Below are 5865 nucleotides of genomic sequence, written 5' to 3' on the forward strand. Positions count from 1 at the left end.
GATGCAGGACACATTCTCGGTTCAGCTTTCAGTTATTTCAAAATCAAAAACTCTCAAAAGACGATTGACTTTTGTTTTCTCGGAGACCTGGGCAGACCAAATATGGCAATCCTGAAAGATCCGGAAAAAATTCCCACACCCGATGTTATAATTTCCGAGAGCACATACGGTGGAAGATTTCACAAACCAGCGCAGGAAACAGAAGAGGAGCTGGAAGACATAATTGTAAAAAACCGTGGACGGAGAGGGAAAATAATTGTACCTGCATTCAGCGTTGGCAGAACACAGGAATTAGTCCTCGCACTTCATAACCTCTTTAAGCGCAATGTTATTACCAAAATGCCGATATATGTCGACAGCCCTCTCTCAGTAAATGCAACCGAAGTTTTCAGGAAGCACGAAGAATGTTTTGATGAAGAGACACTTCAATATGTAATGAACGATGAAGATCCATTTGCATTCAAATTATTAAATTATACGAAGTCAGTTGAGGATTCCATTAAATTGAACGATTGCGATGAACCGTGCATCATTATCTCTGCCTCGGGGATGGCTGAGACAGGACGGGTCCTCCATCACTTGCGGAATAGTATTGAAGATCAGCGCAACACCGTATTAATTGTCGGATATAATGCACCTCATACACTTGGGAGACGGTTAGTTGAACGTGAAGAAGAAATAAAGATTTTTGGTGAAGAACATAAATTGCGTGCAGAAGTAGTCGTTATGAATTCATTCAGCGCTCATGCAGACAGAAAAGAAACTCTGGAATTTTTTGATTCTTTTGATAGGAAAAAACTTAAAAGAACATATTTGGTACATGGCGATTACGACCAACAGCTAAAACTGCAATCAGGACTGGAAACTGCTGGTTTCAGTAATATTAAAATCCCCGAGCGAGGAGATGTTTTTGCATTGTAATCTGCTAGAATTTTATTTCGCATTATTTGTTTTTCCTTTGCTGCATTTAAGCAGTGTCTCCGCACAAACTCTTTCTGCAATGGATACAACGATACAATTGAATGCCACTCAAATCCGGACAAATTACAGCAAACAGCTCAACATTCACACATTTACAAATTCAGTTTCAGCGGTTTATAATTTTAATCGGTTCACGGTGAATGCTGGGAATACTTTTAATTCGACATTCATCGATGCGGTTTCAAAAAATATTCGGGATGACAATACATTTTTTATTGACAGCAGATATGCAATTTTCGATCAATTCAAACTTGGCGGACTATTCCGCTCGCGGATCGTAACGGATAATAGAAGGATTGGATTAAGCGATGTTTCCGAAAACTCATTTGAGTTAATAGCGGAATATGCCCCGATTTACAACATTTCTGTAAGACCTGTTCTAGGTTACAAATTAGATAAACAGCTTGAACAGAACGATAAGGGTTTTATCTATGGATTAAACAGCATATTTGATAATGTTAATCTTTCTAATTATTTATTCAACTCAAATGTAAAATACTTGAACGAAGAAATCGGGCGCAGAAATAATATCACATTAAATTCAAGTTTATCAGTCAATAAGCATTTTACATCAGACGTTTTCAATTCGTTTAATTTCGAATTCAATAAGATCACACGCGATTTTTATCTTAAACTTGACAGCGCTAAAGCTGATTTTTTTGGTTCAGATTTGAATATTGAAACCCGCGACGATGATGTCTTAATGCTTAGTGAAAATTTAAAGTATAACAACATTTTTAATTTCATGGATTTTGAGTTTATCGGAGGACTTTATTTCAGGAACGTCGAACGAAACACTTTATATAAACTCACCTCACCTCCCTCAAAAAATGTTTTTGATACAAGAATCGATGAATTTCGTCTAAATCTTGGTACAAGATTTAAGTTAAGATTAGGGGATTTCAACTCAAATTTCAAGGCAAATTATACGGAGCGCGATGAGAAACATATCGTAAAAAATATTTCCGAAATCCCAGAAAATTTCTACCTGGACCGTGTTGAAGATGAATTGAAGAAAAACAATTCTTCTGTAAGGTTTCAGTTAGGTTCCGAATCGGCTTATAATCTTGTTAATCATGACACACTCTACTTAAATCTTTTCCTATCGAAGTTAGTCTATAACACACCAAGCATTAGCAACTTCACTAATAAGTCAAACATATTCCGCGATGACAGAGATGAGCTTCTTTACATTGCACGTTTAACATATAAAAAGTTTTTTTCAAAATTTTTCAGTGCGAGCATTTTTGTTGAGGCATACATGAATCATCTCGTATATATTTATGCTGAAAGAAGTTCTAACAATAATTGGAATAGAGTTATTAGACTTGCAAGCAATTCGAATTACACCGACAAGGTCTTAACATCTTCCAACTCATTTGAGGTACTAGCAAATTATACTATCTACGACTTTGAAGATATTTTAAATACGGTAAGAAGTTTTTCATTTCGTCAGTTTTCATTCACAGACACCACACAGATAAATTTGTCAAAAGTATTTTTCACAACTGTTTCTGGGAATATTAAGCTTTCAGAACAAGGAAGTTTGAATTGGAGGTCATTCTCAACAAAACCGGCAAGATACATTGAAGAATATTCCGGCGAATTAAAACTTGGCTACAGACTAAATCATCTATCATTTTTTAATCTTGGCATTCGCACTTTCAGATATATTGAATCACGGTTTGAGAAAGGTGAAAAAGTCGAGAATTCAAGAATAGAAAGCATCGGTCCGGTATTTGACATTTCAGTCAGGTTTCGGGAGGATTTATATCTAATCGGGACTTCTTGGATTGAGTATATTTCCCAATCTTCCAAGTCAACAAGGCGAATAGTAAATTTTAACCTGAGAATTCTTCTAACAATCTAATTGCGTTTCCAAAAATTTTTAATATTTTTGTTTTCGAATGTCTAAACAATTCAGACATATCCTAAAAACTTCGCCTTTCGAAATTGATCGGCTTCCAAAATTTCTTGGAGAAGCATTTGAGGGGATCAATGTAAAAAAAGATTATTTCAATATGCTTCTTCTTGCAATCACAGAAGCAGTAAACAATGCCATCGTACACGGAAACAAAAGCAATATTACAAAAAAAGTAATTCTTGAATTGACAGTCACTGATTCGACAATCAAAATTGACGTAACAGATGAAGGCGAAGGATTTGACATAGAAAAAATCCCCGACCCTACTCTTCCCGAAAATCTCCTGCGTGAACATGGACGCGGTGTTTACATAATGAAACATTTCGTAGATGAAATGTACTACACTAAATCTAAGGAAGGCAATTCACTTACTCTCATTTCGGAATTCAAATTAGAAGATGAGTAAATTTAATTTATTATTAGATTTGACCCGCGACTGGCCAAAATAATTTTGTTTCACAGGATCATAACCATTCGTAAAATTCAAGATCGTATTGAATAATTGAAAAAAGAACTCATCCCCCATTATTCCCCCTTCTCTTGTTAAGAGAAGGGGGATGGGGGTTGAGTTTTAGTATATTTCTCAAATTAATAACTTTCACTAAAAAGTCGTTTTAATTAATGTTTTCAAAATATTTTGGATACTACTGATTTGACTCGCAGCTTAATTCCAATTGTTTGCTTATAGATTAATTCCTGATTATTTTAAATTTGGAAATAAAAATAAATGTTTAATCCAATCAATAAATCATAAATCTATTTAGGAGGAATTATGTCGAGGAAAAAAATTTCCATTGTTGGGGGCGGACAAATCGGAGGAGTTTTAACTCAGCTTATCGCGCAAAAACAGTTGGGTGATGTCGTTCTTTACGATATTGTTGAGGATATGCCGCAGGGCAAATGTCTCGATATCGCAGAAGCATCTCGCGTTGATTATTTTGATGTTAATATTAAAGGAACGAATGACTATAAAGACATCGATGGCTCGGATATCGTTATCGTAACTGCCGGTTTACCGCGCAAGCCAGGGATGAGCCGTGATGACCTTCTTACTACTAATGCACAAATTATGAAAACCGTAGCGGAGAATGTTAAAAAGCACGCACCGAAATCTATTGTAATAGTAATTTCGAATCCACTAGATGCAATGGTAACTTTATTCAAAAATATTTCCGGATTCAAAGCAAATAAAGTCTTGGGACAAGCCGGCGTGCTCGATTCATCTCGATTCTCAACATTTATTGCGTGGGAACTTGGTGTATCAGTAAAAGATATTAATGCACTTGTTCTTGGCGGACATGGCGATACAATGGTTCCATTAGTAAGATATGCTAACGTCTATGGAATTCCCGTTATGGAACTTCTTGAAAGAAAATATAAAGATAAAGCCAAAGCCGAAGAAGTTATGAAGGCAATGGTTGAACGAACTAAAATGGCTGGCGGCGAAGTAGTTAAATTATTGAAAACAGGTTCAGCGTTTTATTCACCTGCATCTTCTACAATTGCGATGACTGAAGCCATCCTGAACGATGATAAGCGTGTCCTTCCAGTCTGTGCTTATCTTGATGGAGAATTTGGTGTGAAAGGTTATTATGTTGGTGTGCCAGCGGTTTTGGGCGCTAACGGAGTTGAAAAAATAATCGAGATAACATTGAACGCTGAAGAACAAGCTTTGATGGATAACTCTATTAACGCTGTGAAAACTCTTGTCGAGGATATGAAGAGATTAGGATTCTAAACTTAAAATTTCAAATGTAGAGCGAGTTTCACCTCGCTCTACGAATTTCATTCCTAATTTACTTCACAACCATCATCTTTTTTATGCTTGAGTAGTTGCCTGCATTAAGCTTATAAATATAAATCCCACTCGAAAGTTTTGAGGCATCAAAATTAACTACATAATCGCCTGCTTCCTTTTGCTCGTTGACCAATGTAGCGACTTCCCTCCCAAGAACATCGTAAACTTTGAGAGTTACAAAACTTACAGATGAAAGCTGATAGCTGATAACTGTATTTGGATTGAAGGGATTTGGGTAGTTCTGCTCAAGCTTGAATGAAAGTGGGATTGTATTCCCATCGGAATTTACGTTCTCAAACCTTAGTAACTCTCGCAATCCTAAAAATGTAATCTTATTACCTTCTTCAGCTGATATTCATCGGTAGAATTAATAAGGTTAATGTAATTAGGGGAGCTAATAATTTTATTAAGGTTTACTACTTAGATAAGCTATTTCTAGTTTACTAAAAGAATTGTATTGAAAGTAAATGAGTTCAAAATTGGAATCTTAGGTGTGAACTGAGGATGTCTTCGGCAGGTTAGCAAGAGAAATGTTTTTTCCCCAATAAATATTACCCAAATAATCTATTGCTGGATTTTTTGCATCCATTTCTAAACATATGTCTTTTGCCCATCCACCGTTAAAGTTCGTTGTCAAGCTTTTAGTGTACCAAACACCACCTTGCGACTCGTAGACAATATGATATATACCATTATCCGTTCTTACAATTTTTCTTTGCGAGTTATTGCTTATTCCGTTCTGGTCATTGCTCATTAGCTGTCCTTTAAGCACTGCAGTTGCTGTTGAATTTGTTTGTGTGAATACAACACCAGGTTCTCTGTCGTTTTCATTTGAATAGTTTACACCACTGCCTGTCCAGTAATACGGATAAAATTTCCTGCTCTGTCCGTGAACTGTTATTGACTGCTCTTCCGGAACTCCGACTTTGTAATAGGAATTATTTGGCGATATTTCACAATCCAGAAACACACCTCTGTAAGTCTGACCATATTCATATTGTGTTGTAGCATTTGGATAAAATGGTGAAGTTCTTTGTCTTGGTACTGCATCATTCATCCCCCGGTTTCTTAGCTGGTTTGCATACTGAACATCCTGGTAGTCTATAAACCACGGGTCTTTGAATTCAATTAAGCCGCCTGTTGCACTTGTGCCTTCAAGACT

At 36.2% G+C, this 5865-nt stretch carries 5 protein-coding genes; 4 read left to right on the forward strand and 1 reads right to left on the reverse strand.

The window, feature by feature from the left end:
- The 4 genes from FJ213_12470 to mdh form a co-directional block, all read left to right on the forward strand.
- Positions 1 to 921, forward strand: a 921-nt coding sequence (locus FJ213_12470) for an MBL fold metallo-hydrolase (protein ID MBM4176966.1), incomplete at its 5' end; no start/stop codon positions are given.
- Positions 911 to 2851: a hypothetical protein gene (locus tag FJ213_12475; GenBank protein ID MBM4176967.1), complete on the forward strand. Its 1941-nt coding sequence runs from the start codon at positions 911 to 913 to the stop codon at positions 2849 to 2851. The genes FJ213_12470 and FJ213_12475, both read left to right, overlap by 11 nt.
- A gap of 37 nt (positions 2852 to 2888) precedes the next feature.
- Complete coding sequence (locus tag FJ213_12480) at positions 2889 to 3311, forward strand: ATP-binding protein (protein ID MBM4176968.1); 423 nt, start codon at positions 2889 to 2891, stop codon at positions 3309 to 3311.
- Positions 3312 to 3677: 366 nt separating this feature from the next.
- Positions 3678 to 4643, forward strand: coding sequence for a malate dehydrogenase (gene mdh, locus FJ213_12485; protein MBM4176969.1), 966 nt, complete (start codon positions 3678 to 3680; stop codon positions 4641 to 4643).
- Positions 4644 to 4701: 58 nt separating this feature from the next.
- On the opposite strand, the gene FJ213_12490 is transcribed toward mdh, so the two are convergent.
- Positions 4702 to 5058 carry a T9SS type A sorting domain-containing protein gene (locus FJ213_12490; GenBank protein ID MBM4176970.1) on the reverse strand — a complete coding sequence of 119 codons (357 nt, stop codon included), beginning with the start codon at positions 5056 to 5058 and terminating at the stop codon, positions 4702 to 4704.
- Positions 5059 to 5865 lie beyond the last annotated feature (807 nt).

The organism is Ignavibacteria bacterium, from assembly GCA_016873845.1.
Lineage (GTDB): Bacteria > Bacteroidota > Ignavibacteria > Ch128b > Ch128b > JAHJVF01.